This is a genomic window from Myxococcales bacterium (genome assembly GCA_016703425.1).
Taxonomy (GTDB): Bacteria; Myxococcota_A; Polyangia; order Polyangiales; family Polyangiaceae; genus JADJCA01.
Window position 1 is genome coordinate 313,868 of sequence record JADJCA010000001.1, and the last position, 18,624, is coordinate 332,491.

16 protein-coding genes are annotated in these 18,624 nt (G+C 68.5%); 8 read left to right on the top strand and 8 right to left on the bottom strand.

The window, feature by feature from the left end; all coding sequences use genetic code 11:
• Window positions 1-25 precede the first annotated feature (25 nt).
• A complete protein-coding gene (locus IPG50_01305; GenBank protein ID MBK6690839.1) occupies window positions 26-820 on the bottom strand; it encodes a hypothetical protein in 795 nt (264 codons plus the stop codon).
• Between the two features lie 263 nt (window positions 821-1,083).
• On the bottom strand, window positions 1,084-1,824 hold the full coding sequence (locus IPG50_01310) for an OmpA family protein (protein MBK6690840.1): 741 nt from the start codon (window positions 1,822-1,824) through the stop codon (window positions 1,084-1,086).
• A 203-nt stretch (window positions 1,825-2,027) separates the two neighbouring features.
• Between IPG50_01310 and glnD the strand changes: the two genes are divergently transcribed.
• On the top strand, window positions 2,028-4,763 hold the full coding sequence (glnD, locus tag IPG50_01315; protein MBK6690841.1) for a [protein-PII] uridylyltransferase: 2,736 nt from the start codon (window positions 2,028-2,030) through the stop codon (window positions 4,761-4,763).
• 61 nt (window positions 4,764-4,824) lie between these two features.
• Window positions 4,825-5,862 carry a tetratricopeptide repeat protein gene (locus tag IPG50_01320; protein MBK6690842.1) on the top strand — a complete coding sequence of 346 codons (1,038 nt, stop codon included), beginning with the start codon at window positions 4,825-4,827 and terminating at the stop codon, window positions 5,860-5,862.
• An 8-nt stretch (window positions 5,863-5,870) separates the two neighbouring features.
• On the opposite strand, the gene truB is transcribed toward IPG50_01320, so the two are convergent.
• The 3 genes from truB to IPG50_01335 all read right to left on the bottom strand — a co-directional run bounded on the left by truB (window position 5,871) and on the right by IPG50_01335 (window position 9,252).
• On the bottom strand, window positions 5,871-6,761 hold the full coding sequence (truB, locus tag IPG50_01325) for a tRNA pseudouridine(55) synthase TruB (GenBank protein MBK6690843.1): 891 nt from the start codon (window positions 6,759-6,761) through the stop codon (window positions 5,871-5,873).
• On the bottom strand, window positions 6,761-7,858 hold the full coding sequence (locus IPG50_01330; protein MBK6690844.1) for a 1-acyl-sn-glycerol-3-phosphate acyltransferase: 1,098 nt from the start codon (window positions 7,856-7,858) through the stop codon (window positions 6,761-6,763). Before IPG50_01330 ends, truB begins: the two co-directional genes overlap by 1 nt.
• A gap of 374 nt (window positions 7,859-8,232) precedes the next feature.
• Window positions 8,233-9,252, bottom strand: a complete 1,020-nt coding sequence (locus IPG50_01335) for an NAD-dependent epimerase/dehydratase family protein (protein ID MBK6690845.1) — start codon at window positions 9,250-9,252, stop codon at window positions 8,233-8,235.
• A gap of 133 nt (window positions 9,253-9,385) precedes the next feature.
• On the opposite strand from IPG50_01335, the gene IPG50_01340 reads away from it, so the two are divergent.
• The 3 genes from IPG50_01340 (at window position 9,386) to IPG50_01350 (ending at window position 12,719) form a co-directional block, all read left to right on the top strand.
• Window positions 9,386-10,600, top strand: coding sequence for a serine/threonine protein kinase (locus IPG50_01340; protein ID MBK6690846.1), 1,215 nt, complete (start codon window positions 9,386-9,388; stop codon window positions 10,598-10,600).
• 119 nt (window positions 10,601-10,719) lie between these two features.
• Complete coding sequence (locus IPG50_01345; protein MBK6690847.1) at window positions 10,720-11,394, top strand: hypothetical protein; 675 nt, start codon at window positions 10,720-10,722, stop codon at window positions 11,392-11,394.
• Between the two features lie 194 nt (window positions 11,395-11,588).
• Window positions 11,589-12,719 carry a DUF4388 domain-containing protein gene (locus tag IPG50_01350; protein MBK6690848.1) on the top strand — a complete coding sequence of 377 codons (1,131 nt, stop codon included), beginning with the start codon at window positions 11,589-11,591 and terminating at the stop codon, window positions 12,717-12,719.
• A 37-nt stretch (window positions 12,720-12,756) separates the two neighbouring features.
• Here IPG50_01350 and IPG50_01355 read toward each other — a convergent pair whose 3' ends face one another.
• Genes IPG50_01355 through gatC form a run of 3 tightly spaced genes read right to left on the bottom strand, consistent with a single transcriptional unit; the run spans window position 12,757 to window position 15,115 of the window.
• Window positions 12,757-13,335 (bottom strand): GNAT family N-acetyltransferase, encoded by a 579-nt coding sequence (locus IPG50_01355; protein MBK6690849.1) that lies wholly within the window; start codon window positions 13,333-13,335, stop codon window positions 12,757-12,759.
• Window positions 13,332-14,792 (bottom strand): Asp-tRNA(Asn)/Glu-tRNA(Gln) amidotransferase subunit GatA, encoded by a 1,461-nt coding sequence (gatA, locus tag IPG50_01360; GenBank protein ID MBK6690850.1) that lies wholly within the window; start codon window positions 14,790-14,792, stop codon window positions 13,332-13,334. Before gatA ends, IPG50_01355 begins: the two co-directional genes overlap by 4 nt.
• A 2-nt stretch (window positions 14,793-14,794) precedes the next feature.
• Entirely contained in the window at window positions 14,795-15,115 is a 321-nt protein-coding gene (gene gatC, locus IPG50_01365) for an Asp-tRNA(Asn)/Glu-tRNA(Gln) amidotransferase subunit GatC (protein MBK6690851.1), read from the bottom strand.
• Window positions 15,116-15,628: 513 nt separating this feature from the next.
• Here gatC and rpsB point away from each other — a divergent pair.
• From rpsB to IPG50_01380, 3 genes are all read left to right on the top strand, one after another.
• Window positions 15,629-16,474, top strand: coding sequence for a 30S ribosomal protein S2 (gene rpsB, locus IPG50_01370; GenBank protein ID MBK6690852.1), 846 nt, complete (start codon window positions 15,629-15,631; stop codon window positions 16,472-16,474).
• Window positions 16,475-16,687: 213 nt separating this feature from the next.
• On the top strand, window positions 16,688-17,617 hold the full coding sequence (tsf, locus tag IPG50_01375; protein ID MBK6690853.1) for a translation elongation factor Ts: 930 nt from the start codon (window positions 16,688-16,690) through the stop codon (window positions 17,615-17,617).
• Between the two features lie 65 nt (window positions 17,618-17,682).
• Window positions 17,683-18,600, top strand: coding sequence for a polysaccharide deacetylase family protein (locus IPG50_01380; GenBank protein MBK6690854.1), 918 nt, complete (start codon window positions 17,683-17,685; stop codon window positions 18,598-18,600).
• Window positions 18,601-18,624 lie beyond the last annotated feature (24 nt).

Genomic DNA, 18,624 nt, shown 5'->3' on the forward strand with positions numbered 1-18,624 from the left:
CCCTGCGGGCTGCGTTGGTCGCGATTCACCCGCCGAAGCCGCAGTAGGCCGGGTTGGCGCCGGCGGGGCAGTCCTTGCAAGCCGCGACGCCGGCCACCGGCGTGACACCAGGGCCGCACTTTGAGCCCAAGTTGATGTTGTCGCAGAGGGGCGCGCTGGCGCCGCAGTCGTCGTTGCTCGCGCAAGCCTCGCCGCTGCCGAAGCGCTCCAAGCAGGTGTTGTTGCACCGCAAGCTCTCAAGGCACGGGCTCTTGGCGTCGCAGATCTCGCCCTTCTTCTTCTTGGGGGCGCACTGCAAGGCGCCGGCGGCGCTCGCCACGCAATAGGAGCCGGCGGCGCAGACCTCGCCCGGGTTGCCGCAGAACTCGCCTTCCTTCTTCTCCACCTTGCCCGCGCACACTTGCTTGTCGCAGATCAGCTCGCCGTCGCAGTCGTAGCTCGTCGTGCAAGCCTGCAGCTTCGCCTGCGTCCCCTGAAAGGCCTTCTGACAGGTCTCGTCGAGCTTGGCGATGTCGTCGGGCGTGATGGGAGCCTTCGCGTAGACCTCCTTCGCCTTGTTGACGCACGTCTCACCGACCTTGGCGCGGTACGCCCGCGTTCCCGTCTGGGATGCGGCTGCGGACGTCGCGCAGGTGGCCTTGCGGGACGCCACGCAGGTCTCAAGCTTCGCGCCGCACTTCGAGGCGACCTGGCACTCCTCGGTGGCCCGCGCCTGACACATCGAGTCGACGGTCGGGTACTTCGGGGCCTCCTCCTCCTCGGTGGAGCTGCAGGCAAAAACCAACGCGGCGAAGAGAACCGTGCCGAGAGCGCGAACCATGAACGACTCCTCTGGGGGGGGCGGGGGGGGCGTGACGGGCTTGCGGGTACCAGATTGGACAGCCGCGGAAACGTATCCTCGACCGAGCCTGCGCCGAGACGCAAGCGCAAGTCCCTCACGTTCGACGGACGAGCGGCGGCGATCATCACAGCCACGTCGCTCGAGTCCAAGAAAGCGGCGTACAAAAAGGCGAATGCCGCCGCGCGACGCGCGACGGCACTCGACGAGGGCGCCACCCGTAGGCAGCGCCGGCGAAGCCGCGCTCAGGGCTTCTTGATCATCTTGGGCGTAGCGCCTGCCGGCTTCGGGGCGAGGTCCGGCTTCTTCTCCGTGGGGCTGCCCGTGGGGGGCGGCGTGACCGGCGGGGGAGCGCTCGCGCCCGCTCCGCCGCCACCCGTGGGCTGCGCGGGAGCGGCCGGCGCGACATCCTTGCCGTCCATCTTGATGATGTGGAACTCCGTGCGGCGGTTCTTCTGCTTGTTCTCGGGGGTGTCGTTCGGGGCGACGGGCTTGTCTTGGCCGAAGCCCTGAGCGACCACGCGATCCCCCTTCACGCCGTTTTCGCCGAGCCACTTGGAGACGGCTTCCGCGCGCTGTTGCGAGAGGGTCTTGTTGCGGTCGGGCGTGCCGGAGTTGTCCGTGTGGCCCTGGATCTGGATCTTCTCGACGTTGGGGTTCTTTTCCATGAACTCCTTCAGCGTGCCGAGGATTTCCTTCGACTGGGGCGTCTGACGGATCGTCGCCTTGTCGACGTCGAACTCGAGCTGGCCCGGGATCTCGACCTTGTTCTCCTGGATCTTCGCCTTGCCAACGGCCAACAGCTTCGGCTTCGGCGCTTCCGGGGCGGGCGCCGGCGGGGGCGGCGGCGGGGGGGGCGGCGGCGGCGGCTCGGGCGCCTTGGCCTGCTGCTCACCGATTTGCGCGCGGCAGCTGCACCCGTTGAACGAGAACGCGAGGCTCAACGTGGCGACGGCGAGCAGCGGGGAGATCACTTTGCGGATCATGAACGGAGCCTCCTAAGCATGGATTGCGCCGGGCCTAAGGGCCGGCCGTCCGGAAGGCCCAGCGGGCCCTCGTCTCGGACGGGCGGCAGGTTAGGGGAATTCATGGTCGTCTCGCAACTCTCCGTTTTTCGGCGGCCCTCTCGCGGCGGCGGAAGCCCGCGATTTCGCCCGCCCGAACCCCTGAATTCGCCTACCGTTCGAGGGTGAGCTCGTCCGGGACGCTGAGAGACCTCGTTCGGCTCCACGAGGACGAACTCCGGTCGGCCGCGGCCAGCGGGACCGACGGACTGGGACTTGCCCAAGCCCACGCCCGATGGATGGATGGCCTGCTCCAAGGCCAGGCGGCTCGCATCATCGGCGACGGGCCCACCTTGCCCGCGTACGTCCTTGCCGGTGTGGGGAGTTACGGCCGCGGCGCCCTCGCGCCGCGTAGCGACGTTGATCTTCGCCTCGTGATGTCAGCCGACGCCGCCGAGGCCGCGCAGGCCTGGCTTGAGCGGCTGCTTTATCCCTTGTGGGACGCGAAGCTCTCCGTCGGCCATCAGGTGTTGACGGCATCGGAGATGCTCAGCCTCGCGCACGACGATCTAGCGAGCGCGACAACGCTTCTCGATCTTCGCTTTGTCGCTGGCGACGAGACCGTCCTCGCGCAGCTCCTCGACCGCGCCCACGAAGGCGTCTTCGAAGCGGGTAGCATCGAGCGATTCATCGATCGGCTCGAGGCTGAAATCGCAGGACGCCACGAGCGCTTCGGCGGGTCCGTCTACCTCCTCGAGCCGGACACGAAGAGCGGCGCCGGCGCCATGCGGGATCTCGACGCCATCCGCTGGGTCGCGCGGGCGCGGTATCGAGTGTCCGACGGCGAGCACGGCTTCCTCCGCGAGCTCTTGCGGCTTGGCGTCCTCGTGTCCCGCGAGGCGCAGGAGCTGGAGGCCGCTACGGCGTTTATGTGGCGGGTGAAGAATCGCCTTCACCTCCGCGGGCAACGCCGCAGCGATCGACTGACGTTCGACGCTCAAGAGGCCATTGCCATCGCGATGGACTACGCGCCCCGGTCTGGGGATGGCGCCGAGTCGGCGGAGCGCGGAGCCCCCGACTCCCAGCGTGACGCCCGCACGCGCGCCGCCGCCGCCGAGCGGCTCATGCAAGACTTCTACGTTCACGCGCGTGCGATCACACGGCTCCGCGAGCGCATCTTCGAACGGGCAAAACCGCCGCGACGCCGGCCGCGGCCCGTGGAGACAGACCTCGGCGGGGGCGTGCGCCTCTTCGACGGGCACGTCACCGTTGCCGGCAGCCGCGAGCTTCAGGAGGAGCCGGCCTTGGCGCTCAGGCTCTACGATGCGTGCGTCCAGAAGCGCGCGCCGGTCCTCGCCTTCGCGCGCGACGCCGTCGCCCGCGCGGCGACCGATCCGGCGTGGTGCGAGGCGCTTCGCGCAAGCCCGGAGGCCGCGAAGCTCTTCGTCGACATCGTGTGCACCATCGGCGAGGTGCCGACGCGCCGGGGCTCCATCGTTGGGGAGCTGCACGACGTGGGCCTCTTGTTGGCGATGATCCCGGAGTTTCTCCCGGTGACGGGCCGCGTGCACCACGACGTCTACCATGTGTACACGGTCGATGTTCACAGCGTCGCCGCCATCGATTGCCTGAGGGCCCTAGCTCGCGGCGAGCTGGCGCACATGCATCCCTTGGCGAGCCGTCTAGCGGCCGAGCTCGCCGACGCGCCGGTGCTCTTCCTCGCGACGTTGCTGCATGACGTAGGCAAGGGGTACCCCGACGCCGAAGGCTCACGAAAGAACCACTCGCAGAGCGGCGCGGACCTCGTGCGGAAGATCTTGCCGAGATTCGGATGGACGCTCGAGATCGACGAGGTCGCAGCGCTCGTCGCTTCGCACCTGTCGATGTATCACGTGGCGACTCGGCGCGATTTGGACGACGAGTCGACGGTGGAGGAGTTCTGCCGCGGCGTGCGCGGCCGCGAGGGACTTCGAGCGCTCTACCTCCTGACCATCGCCGACATCACCACGACGTCACCCACGGCGATGACAACGTGGAAAGCGAAGATGCTCGAGAACCTCTACGTCGCCGCCGACGCGTACCTGAGCGGGCAGCGCGCGCCCGGGTATGACGACGAACGGCGCCTTCGGATCTTGGCGGCCGCGGCGCAATCGCCGCGCGGCGTTGGTATGACGCCGGACGTGATCGAACGTTTCGTTCAGTCCATGCCCGAGCGGTACCCCTTCACGACGGCGCCAGAGTCCTTGGCGGCCCATGCCGCCGCTGTCGCCAACCGCGGCGCGCGCGCGGCCTCCGTTGAGCTCGTGGGACCGGCGCACGGGGATGCGGTGGAGCTGTGCGTGGTGGCCGAGGATCGTCCTGGTCTCCTTGCCGGCATTGCCGCCGCGCTTGTGTGCGCACGCCTTGAGGTCCTCGCGGCGCAGATCCACTCGAGGACGCGCGCTGAGGGCTCGCTCCGGGCCTCGGAGTGCAGCGAGGCCGTCGACGTCTTCTGGGTACGGCCACGATCGAGCGGTGCCGGTGAGGTCGCGGACCTGCTCCCACGCTTGCAGCGCGACCTCGAAGACGTCGCGAGCGGACGCGTCGAGCCCGAGTCTCTCCTGCGGGCGCGCACCGGCTCGAGCTCACCGTGGGGTGAGCGGCGAGGGCCCGCCGTCGCCACGGAGATCGTCATCGACGAGCGCGCCTCGCCTCGCCACACGGTCATCGAGGTCTTTGCGCGCGACCGCCCCGGGCTCCTCTACTCGCTCGCGAGGGCGCTCCACGAACTCTCCCTCTCGATCGCTGTCTCCAAGATCAATACGGAAGGCACGCGCGTCGCCGACGTCTTCTACGTGAGCGAGATCGACGGCACCAAGGCCGTCGACCAGGCCCGCCTTCGCGAAATTCGTGAGCGTCTGACGCTCGCCGCAGAGGGTTGAGCGCTAAGGCGCTCCGCCGGCTGGCGCGTCGGGTAGACTCGCCCCGTTGAGGAGGTCTCTGATGGCGGGTCGTCTTTTCCGGGCGTGCGCACTGGCTGGATTCTTGTCCGCATGCGGGGGCGCTCCCGCGGCACCGACACCAACGCCGCCCCATCGAGCCACGCCACCGGAGCCCATCGCGGACGAGGCGCCGCCCACGCCAAAGAAGGAACGAGCCGCTCCGCCGTCGAGCGAAGACGTGGCGCGTGGCATGAAGGCGCTCGAGGCGGGTGACATCGGCAGCGCGAAGAGCGCCTTTGAAGGCGCCGTGAAGAAGAACCCGAAGGACGGCGACGCGCACTTCTACTTGGGCGTCACGCTGGAGAAGTCCGGCGACAAGGCCGGCGCCGAGAAGCACTACAAGGAAGCGCTGGCTCTGCGGCCCGATCTCGAGGCGGCGGCGATCAACCTTGGCGCCATGTACATCGAAGCGAGCAAACACGACGAAGCCCTCGCGGTCACGCAGAAGGCCCTGGGCAAGCAGCCGAAGAATGCCTCGCTCCTTACGAACCTCGGCATCGCGCTGGCGACCAAGGGCGACGCCGGGGCCGCCAACGCCTTCGAGGAGGCAACGCGCGCTGCCCCGCAGGATCCTCTGATTCGCCTCACCTACGCACAATGGCTGCGAACGTGGAAGAAGCTCGACGAAGCCGCCGCGCAGCTCAAGGCCGCCGCGCCCCATGCGAAGGACCTCGGCACGCTCGCGAGCATCGGCCATGAGCAGCGCCTTGCGGGCGCCTTCGCCGACTGCACGAGCTCCCTATCGAAGGCCATCGAGCAGAAGGACATCGCCGAGCTCCGAACGGACCGTGCACTCTGCAAGGTTGGCGCAAAGGACGACGCCGGCGCCCTCGACGATCTCATGACCGCCGTAAAGAAGGAGCCGGGCTACGGCCCCGCGCACTTCTACTTGGCGAATCGCCTGGCTCAGGCCGGCAAGTTTGCGGAGGCCGTCAAGGAGTACGAGGCCTACCTGAAGGCCGCCCCGAAGGGCGATCTCGCGAAGCAAGCGGAGGAGCGGGCGAAGGTCGCGCGAGAGCGCGCCAAGAAGAAGAAGTAGGCCGCCGCTTAGCGCGTTCGAAAGCCTCGGAGGACGCGCCCCACCCCCTCGACGAGGTGGCCAATGGCGATGAGGTCGCCGCCCGGCGCCACCCAAGCGCGCGGCCCTTCACAAGCGGCCGACAGGTCCGCCGGCTGGACCGGGCGCCCGGCGCGGGCGTCAGCCTCTCCCCGCTCGGTGAGCTGCACTTCGCCGATGGCCAGTGCGGCAGCCGCTCGCACGGGAATCAACCGTGAAGCCAGGTCCGCCGTCGTGAGGGGGCACGCCGCGTCGACCTTGAAGCAGCCCGACGCTTCGCGGCGAAGCGCCGTCAGGTGCGAAGGGACGCCGAGCGTGGTGCCGAGGTCCCTCGCCAGCGCGCGGACGTAGTAGCCCTTCGACACGTGGAGCGTAAGAGCGGCGCGATGCGACGCCGCGCCATACCCGTCGAGCGCGAGCGAGAGGACGCGCACCGTGCGTGGCGCCAGAATGACCTCCTCGCCGCGTCTCGCTTTTGCGTGCGCGCGCTCGCCGCCCTGATGAATCGCGGAGTACACGGGCGGCACCTGCTCAGTGCGAGCCCGTTCATGGGATAGCGCCGCCGCGAGGCGCTCCTCGAGATCTTCGGGCACCGGGCCCTCGGCCGTGGTCGTTCCGTCGGCGTCGAGGGTGTCGGTGGCGCGGCCGAAGGTGACCTCGGCGGCGTAGCGCTTGTCGGCGGCCGTCAGGTAGGTCGAAAGCTTCGTCCCTTCACCGACCACCACGACGAGCACACCGGTCGCCATGGGGTCGAGCGTGCCCGCGTGCCCAACCTCGCGCGTTCCGAGCCGGCGCCGCACGCGCTGCACGACGTCGTGGCTCGTCAACCCGGCGGGCTTGTCGACGACGAGGACGCCGTGAACCGAGGGCAGCGCAGTCATCAGCCCAGAAAGACGTTCTTTCGCGCGCCCAGGAGTTCATCGACCATCTCTTGAATCGTCCCGCGAACCTCTTCCGCGAGCCGTCCGACGAGCAGCTCGTCGTCGGCGTCGTCGGGGCTTCCGGGGACGACGATGGGCGCCCCGAAGCGCATGCGCCACTTGGTCGGCGCGGGCATGAGCCCCGCGGGCCCGAGCAACGGGAAGGTCGGAGTGACTGGCACGTACGGCAAGCCAAAGGGTTTGCCCAGCGCGTCGAGGCGAGCCAGGAGCGGTTGCGTCTCTTCGCCGCCGACGACGGCCACAGGCACGATCGGCGTACGCGTCCGCAGCGCGAGCTTGACGAAGCCGCCGCGCCCAAAACGTTGGAGCCGATAGCGCTCGCGGAAGAGCTTCCCCGTGCCCTTCATCCCTTCGGGGAATACGGCGACGAGCGCCTCTTGCCGCAAGAGGCGTTCGGCATTCTCCTGACACGCGCGGACGGCACCGAGCCTCGTCGTGAGCGAGCCGAGGAACGGAAAATGAAAAATGAAGTCCTCCGCGAGCCACCGGACGTCGCGCTCTCGCGGGTGGAGTCGCTTGACGGCGGCTCGGATCATCAAGCCATCGAGCGGAACCGTGCCCGAGTGGTTCGCCACGAGGAGGCATCGGCCCGCCTCGCACACATGTTCGACGCCCTCCGCTTCGACGCGGAAGTAGGTGGAGTAGAGAAAGTCCAAAAACGGCTTTACCCGCGCCTCGTAGACGGGGTCGTAGCCAAAGTCGTCGACCTCCTCGGAGCGGTTCCGCATGCCCAGGCGGCCCCACTTGCGGAGGTAATAGTTGGTCGACAAGAGTTCGCGCGCGGTGTCGAACACCGTCGGCTCGATCTCGCCACCGAGGCTGCGCGCCGACAGCGGCGCGGCGGGCACCGAAGGGCGGGGGAGCGGCGCCGGCGAGGGGAAGCGCTCGGTGGGCGGCTCCGGCAGCTCGTCGGTCGCCGGCGAGGGCGGCGCCGCAGCGTGTGTGGCCGCCACTTGGGAGGGCCACGCCTCGTCCCCGTCGTCGTCCTCGTCCCCATCCAGTGAGGGAAGGGAGCCCTGCGATGCGGCTTCGAGCATTCGGTCGAGACGGCCTTCGAGCTCTGTGATGCGAGACTGAATCTCTTCGCGAGAAGGGCTCGTGCGCGCTTCCGGCTGCGCCGCTGCGGCACCCTCCGTTGAGGCGCTCTCGGCAGCATCTCTCGACCTACGGTTCGCGGCGATGAGCTCGTCGGCCTCGAGAAGGGCCGACGCGACGGTCTCGCGCGCCGGCGTCGGCTCTGGCGTCACGCCGCTGGGGGCGTCCACCTTGGCGGCCCGCCGGGCCGTAGGCTTTCGGCCCTTGGTGCGGGCGGGCACTTCGACGACGACGCGTTTCGACGCCGTCGCCGACGACTTGGGCCGCGGCTTCACGTCGCGGGTACGCGGTTCGGCACGGGGAGGCTTCTTTGGGCTCACGAGACCTCCTGGAGCAGCTTTAGGTCGCGCAGGCGTTGCGCGCTGGCGTAATCGACAACGGCCTCGCGTGTCGTGTACGCGGGTCGGAAACCCAAGCGCCGCCTCGCCAGCGCTCCGTCGGCGACGCACAAAAACCGCAGGTACCGGAGAAAGCTCGGAGGCGCGTCGGCGAGTTGGGCCATCCACGCTGCGGCCACGAGCGGATCGGCCAACAGATGCGGCAACGGCATCGCGATGCGGCCCGCGAGCTTGATCACGGTCGAGAGCGGCAAGACGCCGTCACCGACGATGTTGAAAGTCCCCGCGATGTCGCGATCGACGGCCAGCTTGAGGGCCGCGATGGCGTCGATCTCGTGAACGAACTGCACGAGCGGATCGAAGCCCAGCATCGTAGGCACGAGCCGATGCGACAGGTATCGCGCCACGTAGTTGTCGACGGTCGGTCCCAAGATCGGTGCCGTGCGAAGCACTGTGAGCACAGTCCCCGGCGCGCGCTGCGCGAAGCGGGCGGCTTCGGCCTCGGCGGCGATCTTGTCGGCGAAATAGGGTTCGTCGGGCGTCGCGCGGAGCGGCTGGTGCTCGGCCAAGAAGTTCGGATTCGAAGGCGTGGCGCCATAGAGGAGCGTCTGCGACCAGAGCACGAGCTTGGCGATCTTCGCCTGCGTCGCCGCGACGAGCAGGCGCATGGTGCCTACGCTCTCGTATTCGTGGGCCCAAGAGGCGGCTCGATGTGGCGATCCGAGGAACGCCAGGTGAACGAGGGTCGTGGCCCGTTCCGCGACGAAGATTTCGACGAGCCGCGCCTCCGCCGACGGCTCGGTCAGGTCGACCTCGTAGCTGCGGGTCTTCCGGCCCGCCGTCGATGGCGCCTTGGTGTCAACGGCCACGATGCGCCCGATGCGCTCGTCCTCTTCGAGGAGCCCAATGAGGTTGGCCCCCAGAAATGAGCTCGCCCCCGTGACGGCGATGACCGGCGCCGACCCCCGCAGAGACGTGGAAGGGTCATCTTTCGCCATGGCCCGCTTCGGATCGTTTGCTCGGTCGGTCACCAGGTCCCCGTAGGGCCGGAAGCCTACACCGGCCGCGAACCCGTGACCTCGGTGAAAGCATTGGGGGAAGAGCTGGCGTTTCCTGATACGCTCCTTGGGCTTGGACCTGACGAGCTCCCCGGTTCCCGACCGGCTCGGTCCCTACGAGCTCCTCCAACTGCTCGCGACCGGCGGAATGGCGGAGGTGTACCTGGCGCGCCGCGCCGGGCCGCACGGCTTTCAGAAGCTCGTCGCCGTCAAACGCATCCTCCCGCAGTTCGCGCGGGAGCCGGACTTCCTCGCCATGTTCGTCGACGAAGCGCGCGTCTGCGCGCGCCTCGCGCACCTGAACATCGTCCACGTGTTCGACTTTGGCGATCACGAGGAGGAGCTCTACATGGCCATGGAGTTCGTGGAGGGCTCCACCGTCGCGCGCCTCGTGCGCGCCGCGGCGGCCAAGAACATCGAGCTGCCGCTTGAGGCCTCGCTTCACGTCGCCCTCAGCGTGCTCCGAGGCCTCGAATACGCTCACGGCGCCCGCGACGAACGCGGCCACCCGCTCAAGCTCGTGCACCGCGACGTGTCGCCCGGCAACGTGCTCATCGATCGGACCGGCGCCGTGAAGCTGACCGACTTCGGCATCGCGCGCGCCGCCGAGATCGAGCGTCGCACCGACGCGGGCCAGCTCAAGGGCAAGCTCGGCTACATGTCGCCGGAGCAGGTCGTCGGCCGCGAGCTCGATCACCGCAGCGACATCTTCACGTTGGGCATCGTCCTGGCCGAGATGGTGATGTTGCGACCGCTCTTCACCGGCGGCCGTGAGCTCGACGTTCTCCTTCGAATCCGGGACGCGGACGTCAGCGCCATCGACCGAGCCGGCCGCCCCATGCCTGACGACCTCCGCGCGGTACTCTTCCGCGCCCTCGCGAAGGAGCCCGAGCACCGGTTCCCGAGCGCGCGCGCCTTCGCCGAAGCGGTCGAGGAAATCGTGCGACGACGGCGCCTCCATGTCGGCCCCAGCAAGCTCGCTGGGATCCTCGAGCGGCTCGGCCTCACGACGCCCGACAGCGTGACGACGGACGCCCAAACGGGCGGCGCCACGCCGAAGCGAAGCCTGCCACCCCGAGCGCCGAAAAGCCCACCGGGCAGGCGATGCAGAACGTGGCGCCGCAGATCTATCGCGTGCGCAAAGACGGCATCGTCGTGGGGCCGCTTAGCTACCCCCGGGTCATCGAGCTCTTCGCGACGGGCGAGATCGGCGCGCGCACCGAGGTCTCGCGCGAGCTCGCGCCCTTCAAGAGCGCCACGACCTTCGCCGAGTTCGCGCGCTTCGTGAAGAGCCCCGCGCTCCGCTGGGAGCAGGAGGAGATGGACTCGCCGAGGCCATCGCCATCGACCGCGTGACGTTGCCGGCGCGGCTTCTTCCGCCTGGCCCACCTCCGAGAGACGGGCGTTGTGCTTCTCCAAGACGGCGAGCGGCGAAAGAAGATCTACCTCGTCGACGGGGTGCCGGAGTTCGTCTCCTCGAGCGAGCGCGAAGAGCTCCTCGGACAATTCTTGGTGCGCCGCGGCCAGGTCCTTCGCATGGAAGTCGACATGGCCCTCGCGATGTTGCCGAAGTTCGGCGGGCGTCTCGGTGAGGCCCTCGTGGGTCTCGGCGTGCTGCGCCCCATCGAGCTCTTCAGGGCGATCCACGAGCAGACGCAGGAGCGCTTCGTCGAGGTGCTGGCGTGGCGACGGGGACGGATGGCTTTCGTTCGCGGCGCGCGCTCCCACGAGGAGACCTTTCCGCTCGGCGTCGACAGCGTCGAGCTCATCGCCCGCGGCATCCACGAGCGATACACGCCGGGCGAGCTCGCCGAGATGTTCGCGGGCCTCGAGGGCGCGCTCGTGGAGCCGGTGCCGCATCCGAGCGTGAGGCTCGACGCGCTGCGCCTGCCCGAGCGCGAGGGCCTGCTCCTTCGGGACCTCTCGAACGCGACGACGGTCGCCGACTTCGTAGACGCCCGCCCGAGCGGCGTTGAAGTGGTCGATGCTCAGCGCGCCCTTGTCATCGGGCTCTCGTTCGAGCTGCTCGTCTGCGACGACTGGGTGGGCGCGCCACCGACGCTGATTCCGTCGCCCGCGTAAGCGAACAACATCGGCTTCGCTCGGCGACGCGGCCCGCATTGCAGAGGACGCCCCACGGCCTGTGACGCGTACGATCTCAGGGACTGACACGTGACATGGGGCAATTGTCACACCGTCACGCGCCGTAAGTGCGCGAATGTTGGTGGCGGACTTCCAGTTACACTGCGGCACAACACCTGCAGCGGAACTCTCCCATGCGAAGCTCCGGAATTCATCAGACCCTCGGGTACACCGGTCGGCAACTCCGCGACGCCGCCGAGAGCCTCCTGCCGCCCGAGTGGAGTCGTCCCGAAAGCCCGCTCCGCCTCTCCGGCCAGGTCACAGCCTCGGGCGCCCTCGTCGAGATCGTCTCGTTCATCGCCCACGCGGGCCGTAGCGGCACGCTCATTGTGGCCTCCGGTGAGATCGTGCGAGCCATCGGCTTCGACAGCGGCGCGCTCATCGGCGCCGCGACGACGCGCGCGCAGGAGCGCATCGGCGATCTCCTTCGCAAGGCCGGGCACGTGTCGCGAGAAGATCTCGAGGCCGCCGCCTACACCGCCGCGCTCGCGGGCAAGGTGCTCGGTGAAGTCCTCGTCGAAGCCGGGCAGCTCGAGCGCGCCACCCTTGACGAGACGCTGCGGCGCCAGGCGGAAGAGATCCTCATGGCCGCCCTCCGCATCGACGTCGGCGCCTTCGCACTCTTCGACGATCTCACCGTGCCGCGCGCGCCGGGCACCCCCCGCACGGTCATCAGCCTGATGATGGAGGCCACGCGGCGCTCCGAGAACATGGGCGTCTTCCGGCAGACCATCGGCACCCTCGACCACGTCCCCGTGCGCCGCGAAGAGGCTGGCTCCGTTGCCCCCGATCTCGTCAAGGTCCTGGAACACTGCGACGGTGAGCACAGCATCGGCGAGATCGCCGTTGAGCTTGGTCTCTTCGAGTTCGAGATCATGCACGCGATCCACCGGCTCGCCACCAGCGAGCTCATCGATGTCTTGGAGCCACGGATCCGCTCGACCACCGACGTGCTCAAGGTCTCAAACGACGCGCTCGTCAACATGCACCGTCGCTGCGACCGCGCGAAAGTGGGCGCCATGCTCCGCGCGGACCTCGAAGACTTCCTCGCCACGACATCGACCGTTGCGGCCATGCTCCGCGAAGCCGAATTTACCGCCAGCGGCGCCTTCGTCGTCGACGCGTTGCTCCGCTCCGTCGCGAGCGGTGCCAAGGACGAGCTCTTGGAGCTCGCGATCCACGAGTACCTTGAGTTCGCGTCGGACCGCGCGACGGAGCTCTTGCGCGACAAGAGCGAGCAGATGACCGTCGCCGCGACGGGCTGACCGAGCGCACCACGCACGGCGCGTCAGGCGCCGTTGCCTAGAGCACAAGGCGAAGCACCGGGTACGCGTCGTCGCCACCGACGCGGGTGAAGGCTTCGAAGACCTTGGCGGGCCCAGTCCAGGCCTCGGCCGCGTGCAGCCCCTGCCGCGGATACGCCTCGACGGCGCGGGCGCCGAGCGGCGCCAGCGCACGCGGGATTTCGCTCACCAGTCGGCGCGCGACGCCGCGGCCGCGCCACGCTTCGTCGACGAGGAAACAACCGACAGACCAGACGCCGTCATCGTCGCCGAGGTCGAGCGCTCGGTACACCGGGAGCTTCCGGAGCTTGGGTACGGCCCTTCGCGGCGCGAGCTTCATCCATCCGACGCATTGGCCTTGCGGCGTCAGCGCGACGAGGGCGCGCGCGCCGTCGGCGCCGGAACGAAGATCGACCGAGAGCGCGTCCCGATTCACCTCGGGTTCGCCGGCGCACCGCGCCAGCCACGCGTTCTTGTCACCCTCGAAGTGCCAGTAGCGACAGAAACACGGCGAGCCGTCGCGTTCGAAGAGCGACACGATGGCAGCTTCGTCGGCGGCGCCAGACCAACGGACGGCGAGCGATGCGGCGTCGCTCATGAGGCCATGGGCGGCACGCGCCCCGGGCAGCGCGACTCCCACGCGGCGGCCAGCGCGAACAGCGTCGTCTCCTTGAGCGCCGGCGCCATGAGCTGAAGTCCAACGGGCAGGCCCGCCTTCGTTGGGGCACACGGCACGCTCGCCGCGGGCAGGCCCGCGAGGCTCGCCGGAAGCGTGTAGATGTCACTCAAATACATGGCGAGCGGGTCGGCCGTCTTCTCTCCAAGCCGGAAGGCCGGCGTCGGCGCCGTGGGACAGATGAGCGCGTCGACGGACGCGAAGGCTTGCTCGAAGTCGCGCCGAAGGAGCGTCCGCATCTTCTGCGCCTTCAGGTAGTACGCGTCGTAGTAGCCCGCCGAGAGCACGAACGTTCCCAGCAAGATCCGTCGCTTCACCTCGGTGCCGAAGCCCAAGTCGCGGGTCCTGCCGATCATGGTTCGGATGTCGTCGCCGGCCTTTTCGGCGCGTCGTCCGTAACGAACACCGTCGAACCGCGCCAGGTTGCTCGAGGCCTCGGCCGTCGCGAGGACGTAGTAGGTGGCCACGGCGAAGCGCGTGTGCGGAAGATCGACGGGGACGACCGTGCACCCTTCTTCTTCGAGGGCGGCGATGGCGGCGCGCACCGACGCCTCGACCTCGGCGTCGAGGCCCTCGGCAAAATACTCGCGAGGCACGCCGAGACGCAGGCCGCGCACGCTCTTCTCGCAAGCGCCCTCGTAGTCGTCGACGGGAACATCGAGCGAGGTCGCGTCGTGGGCGTCCTTGCCAGCGATGGTGGCGAGGACGCGGGCGGCGCCGCGAACGTCGGTGGCAAAGGGCCCCACTTGGTCGAGGCTTGAGGCGAAGGCCACGAGGCCATACCGCGAGACGCGGCCGTACGTCGGCTTGACGCCGACGGAGCCGGTCAACGCGGCCGGTTGGCGAATGGAGCCGCCGGTGTCGCTCCCCAGGGAGGCGGGCGAGAGGCGCGCGGCAACCGCTACGGCGCTACCGCCGGACGAGCCACCGGGGATGCGGCCAAGGTCCCACGGGTTGCGTGTGATCTTGGCGGCGCTGTTCTCGCAGGAGGAGCCCATGGCGAACTCATCCATGTTCGTCTTGCCGCTCACGAGGGCGCCTGCGGCCTTGAGCCGCGCGACGACCGTGGCGTCGTAGGGAGGCATGTAGCCCGCGAGGACCTTTGACGCGCAGGTCGTTGGCGCTCCTCGCGTGGCGAGGGCGTCTTTGATGGCGATGGGCACGCCGGCGAGGGGCCCGAGCGGCTCGCCGCGAGAGCGGGCGGCGTCGATGGCGCGCGCCTCGTCGACGAGCTTGTCATTGACGTGAAGGAACGAGCCGAGCTCGCCGTCGAGCTTGGCGATCCTTCCGAGCACGTCTTCTGCGACAGAAACGGCCGACACCTCGCCGGTGCGCACGCGCGCCGCGATCTCGGAGACGGTCCATGTGCTTGGCTTCACGATCAGGTCTCCACGAAGGTGGGAACGAGGAACCCTTGCTCCGTGGCGCGGGGTGCGCCCGCCATGACCTCGCTGCGAACGAGACTCGGCTCGCGTTCGTCGGGGCGGAGCGCGCTGTCTTGCGTCGCCTCTTGCCCGGCGGGGCCAAAGACCAGGTTCATCGTTGGGGCAACGCTCGACGTGTCGACGGCGGCGAGCTCGTCGACGTAAGCGAGGATGCGCGCGAGGTCGGTCGCGAGGCCGGCGGCCTCTTCGTCGCTGAGCGTCAGCGCGGCGAGCGTGGCAACGTGGTCGAGATCGCGGCGAGTGAACCCGTGGTCCATGGCGACGGCGACGGTATCACAAGGGCGGCAGCCGCTTCGGCACCCCCGTCAGGGCTGACGACGGGGCGGCCCACGTCGGGCGGCTCTTCGTATTCGGGCGCCGGCCCAGGCGGCCGAGGCGGTCTGGAAGCGCAGGCGCCCAAGCAGAGGGCCAAGGCCAATTGGCCCAAGGCGGCGAGTGGACGCCGACAAGGGCGGGCTTTGGTGCGGGGCTTCTTGGACGTCACGGGCTCCGGAGCTTGTAAGAGGGGAACTTAAGGCGCGCAACGAGGAAAATCCCCCGATTGACTTCCCATGCAGGGCGACTAGCGTGTGCGCCCTCTCTCCTCGTGACTTTGCCCGCGCCTCCTCGGCACGAGCCTAGCCCCGCGAAGAGGGCCCGGGGCGGTTCCGCCCTGGGAAATTCCACACGCTCCCCCGCGCAAACCTGCGGCCCGGTGCGCGCAAGCGCTGGCCAAGGGAGGGGAGCGGAGGCTCAACCGAAAGGAACGCGCTCCCATGACCCAAGCAGAAATGCCGACCACCTCGGTCGGTCGCCCCGAGTTCCCGCTTCCCCTCAAGTCGCTCCTCGATGCGGGCGTCCACTTCGGACACCAGACGAAGCGGTGGAACCCCAAGATGAAGCAGTTCATCTTCGGCGCCCGCAACGGCATCCACATCATCGACCTCGACCAGACGGTGCGCCTCTTCTCGCGCGCCTTCTACTTCGTTGAGGAGACGGTTTCGCGCGGCGGCAACGTGCTGTTCATCGGCACCAAGCGCCAGGCGCAAGAGATCATCAAGGAAGAAGCGAGCCGCTGCGGCGCTCACTACGTGGTCAACCGCTGGCTCGGCGGAACGCTCACCAACTTCCGCACCATCAAGCAGGGCCTCGAGCGCATGTGCCAACTCGAGCGCATGAAGGACGACGGCACCCACCTCCAGCTTCCGAAGAAGGAAGTCTCGCGTCTTGAGAAGGAGCGCGAGCGCTTCGAGAAGTACCTGGGCGGCCTCAAGAACATGAACTCGCTCCCGGCCGCCGTGTTCGTCATCGACCCGGCCATGGAGACCATCGCCGTTCAAGAGGCGCGCAAGCTCGAGATTCCGATCCTTGCCATCGCCGACACGAACTGCGACCCGGACCTCATCGACTACCCGATCCCGGGCAACGACGACGCCATCCGGTCCATTCGCCTTATCACCGCGCGACTCGCCGACGCGATCCACGAAGGTGCGCAACGACGCAAGGACGTGAACGCCAACGAGGGCCGCGAGGGCCGCGGCGGTGATCGCGGCGCTCCGCAAGCCGACGTCTACCGCCGCGGCGGGGCTCGCCGCGATGGCGGACCGGCGCCCGGCGGCGGCGAAGCCGCGAACTGACTGAGGCTCGCACGCCATCGCGGCGTGCTTCCCATTCCATGAGCGGCTTCGCATGGTGCGAAGCCGTTCGAGGCGAAGCGGTGGGGTTGCGTGTTCGCCCCGCGCCCGCTGCTTCGCCTTCGTGCGTCGCCACCTGCGCGCACGAACGTCACGTAAGTGCGCGGGCCAAGCCCGCCAACATTTCGAAACCCGAGCAACACCCGAGGTAGGAACATGGCAGCCATCACCCCCACGATGATCAAGGAGCTCCGCGAGCGCACCCAGGCCGGTATGAGCGACTGCAAGTCGGCGCTCACCGAGTCGGAAGGCAACGTCGACAAGGCCGTCGAGATCATCCTCAAGAAGGGCATCGTGAAGGCCGCTTCCCGCGAAGGTCGCATCGCGACGGAAGGGGAAGTGCGCACCTGGGTCGACGCCGAGAACAAGCGCGGCGTCATTGTTGAGGTCAACTGCCAGACGGACTTCGTGGCCCGCGGCGACGACTTCCGCGGCTTTGTCGCGACCTGTGTCGACGTCGCCAAGGGCCTCGCCCGCGGCGCCGATCTCGCTGCTCAATCGGTCGGTGGCAAGGCCCTCGACGTCGTTCGGCAAGAGATGGTGGCCAAGACCGGCGAGAACACCGTCATTCGTCGCTGGGACGCCATCGAAGCGAAGACGCCGTCCGAGTTCGTTCACGCGTACATCCACATGGGCGGCAAGCTCGCGGTCCTCATCCGCGCCGAAGCGCCCAACGGCGACGCCCGCAAGAACCCGGAATTTTCGGCCTTCATCGACAACTGCGCCATGCAGATCGGGGCCATGAACCCCGCCGTCGTCGCCAAGGAGCAGATCACCGAAGAGATGCTCGCCAAGCAGAAGGACATCTACGCCGGCCAGCTCAAGGAAGAGGGTAAGCCGGAAGCGGCGTGGCCCAAGATCATCGAGGGCAAGGTCGCCAAGTGGTACACGGAGGTGACGCTCCTCGGCCAAGACAACGTGTGGTCGCCCGATCTCGGCACCATCGAGAAGGTCCGCGCGGAGCTCGGCAAGAAACTCGGCGGTGAGGTGAAGCTTCACGAGTTCGTGCGCTTCGGCCTCGGCGAAGGCATCCAGAAGAAGACCGACGACCTCGCGGCGGAAGTCGCGAAGCTCACCGGCGGCTGAGCCATCGCTCCGATAACGTTGGCCGCTGAGTCCTCGGGCTCAGCGGCCTCTTTCATTTGGCGCCCATGAAGCTTGCAGCCGTCAGCGTCGACCTCGACGAGATCCCGAACTACTACGCCATCCACGGCCTTCTCGCGGAGGGCGCGGCCAAGACCGCGGTCTACGACATCGCCGTCCCTCGGCTCACGTCGCTCTCGAAGGCGGCGGATGTTCCGCTCACGCTCTTCGCGGTGGGCTCGGATCTCGCGCGCGCCGAGTCGGCGACCGCGCTGCGGGTCGCCCGCGACGCCGGCGCCGAAATGGCGAACCACACGCTGTCGCATCGGTATGACCTAACGCGGCTGTCGCGCCGCGAGATCGCGGCCGAGATCGAGGACGGCGCGCAAGCGATCCTCCGAGCGACGGGAGACAAGCCGGTAGGTTTTCGTGCGCCCGGATACACGATCACGGACGAAGTCTTCGACGTCTTGGGCGAGCTTGGGGCCGCGTACGACTCGTCTGTCTTCCCGTGCCCCGCGTATTACCTGGCGAAGACTGCGGCCATCGGGCTCATCGGCCTCCGCGGCCGAACGAGCCACTCGATCGTGGACCACCCGGCGGTCCTCACCGCGTCGACGCGCCCCTATCGCGTGTCGCGGCCCTACACGCGCGAGGGCGGCGGCCTCTTGGAGCTGCCGATCCAGGTCACGCGCGGCCTGCGTTTGCCGTTCATCGGCACGACGGTCACCTTGGCGGGCCCCGACAAGGCCCGCTGGCTTACGCGCATGTGCCTCGGTGAGCCGCTCGTGAACCTTGAGCTTCACGGGATCGATGTCCTCGACGCCGCGGACGGGCTCGAGCCCCTCAGGCCGCACCAGCCGGACGTGCGCGTGGCCAAGGAGCGGAAGCTCGCCGCCCTCGACGCTGTCTTCACGACGCTGCGCGAGGCCGGATACGCTTTCGTCACGCTCGGCGAGGCAGCGCAGCAATTCGCTCGCCGGTAGCGCCAGCGCATCCGTACGAATGTT

What these genes read in the sequence shown, in the direction of transcription:
- IPG50_01305 (MBK6690839.1), bottom strand. Translation starts at nt 820, where the DNA reads ATGGTTCGCGCTCTCGGCACGGTTCTCTTCGCCGCGTTGGTTTTTGCC.
- IPG50_01310 (MBK6690840.1), bottom strand. Translation starts at nt 1,824, where the DNA reads ATGATCCGCAAAGTGATCTCCCCGCTGCTCGCCGTCGCCACGTTGAGC.
- IPG50_01320 (MBK6690842.1), top strand. Translation starts at nt 4,825, where the DNA reads ATGGCGGGTCGTCTTTTCCGGGCGTGCGCACTGGCTGGATTCTTGTCC.
- truB (MBK6690843.1), bottom strand. Translation starts at nt 6,761, where the DNA reads ATGACTGCGCTGCCCTCGGTTCACGGCGTCCTCGTCGTCGACAAGCCC.
- IPG50_01330 (MBK6690844.1), bottom strand. Translation starts at nt 7,858, where the DNA reads ATGCTCGAAGCCGCATCGCAGGGCTCCCTTCCCTCACTGGATGGGGAC.
- IPG50_01335 (MBK6690845.1), bottom strand. Translation starts at nt 9,252, where the DNA reads ATGGCGAAAGATGACCCTTCCACGTCTCTGCGGGGGTCGGCGCCGGTC.
- IPG50_01350 (MBK6690848.1), top strand. Translation starts at nt 11,589, where the DNA reads ATGCGAAGCTCCGGAATTCATCAGACCCTCGGGTACACCGGTCGGCAA.
- IPG50_01355 (MBK6690849.1), bottom strand. Translation starts at nt 13,335, where the DNA reads ATGAGCGACGCCGCATCGCTCGCCGTCCGTTGGTCTGGCGCCGCCGAC.
- gatC (MBK6690851.1), bottom strand. Translation starts at nt 15,115, where the DNA reads ATGGACCACGGGTTCACTCGCCGCGATCTCGACCACGTTGCCACGCTC.
- rpsB (MBK6690852.1), top strand. Translation starts at nt 15,629, where the DNA reads ATGCCGACCACCTCGGTCGGTCGCCCCGAGTTCCCGCTTCCCCTCAAG.
- tsf (MBK6690853.1), top strand. Translation starts at nt 16,688, where the DNA reads ATGGCAGCCATCACCCCCACGATGATCAAGGAGCTCCGCGAGCGCACC.
- IPG50_01380 (MBK6690854.1), top strand. Translation starts at nt 17,683, where the DNA reads ATGAAGCTTGCAGCCGTCAGCGTCGACCTCGACGAGATCCCGAACTAC.